Raw genomic sequence first — 839 nt, forward strand, 5'->3', positions numbered from 1 at the left:
CGGAAACGCCAGTCGCTTTGTTCCACGTGGAACAAGGCCGTATCACCCAGACCCACGACCATCGGGAGTGAAGGCATGAGCGAAGAAAACACGTACGACTCGACCAGCATTAAAGTGCTGAAAGGTTTGGATGCCGTACGCAAACGTCCCGGTATGTACATTGGCGACACTGATGACGGTAGCGGTCTGCACCACATGGTGTTCGAGGTGGTCGACAACTCCATCGACGAAGCTCTGGCCGGTCACTGCGACGACATCAGCATTATCATCCACCCGGATGAGTCGATTACTGTGCGCGACAACGGTCGCGGCATTCCGGTAGACGTGCACAAAGAAGAAGGCGTTTCGGCGGCAGAGGTCATCATGACCGTGCTTCACGCCGGCGGTAAGTTCGACGACAACTCCTATAAAGTCTCCGGTGGTTTGCACGGCGTGGGCGTGTCGGTTGTGAACGCGCTGTCCGAAGAACTGATTCTGACGGTTCGCCGTAGCGGCAAGATCTGGGAACAGACTTACGTCCACGGCGTTCCACAAGAACCGATGAAAATCGTCGGCGACAGCGAGTCGACCGGTACGCAGATCCACTTCAAGCCATCGGCTGAAACCTTCAAGAATATTCACTTCAGCTGGGACATCCTCGCCAAGCGTATTCGTGAATTGTCCTTCCTCAACTCCGGTGTGGGTATCGTCCTCAAGGACGAACGCAGCGGCAAGGAAGAGCTGTTCAAGTACGAAGGCGGTCTGCGTGCATTCGTTGAATATCTGAACACCAACAAGACTGCGGTCAACCAGGTGTTCCACTTCAACATCCAGCGAGAAGACGGCATCGGCGTGGAAAT

General features: G+C 55.1%; 1 protein-coding gene. It reads left to right on the plus strand.

What is annotated here, in order from left to right:
* Window positions 1-75: 75 nt before the first annotated feature.
* Window positions 76-839 (plus strand): ATP-binding protein (locus tag AC3ZU9_RS31480; protein ID WP_490091799.1); only part of this gene is annotated, 764 nt, incomplete at its 3' end.

The sequence above is a fragment of the Pseudomonas sp. A39 genome, assembly GCF_058145955.1.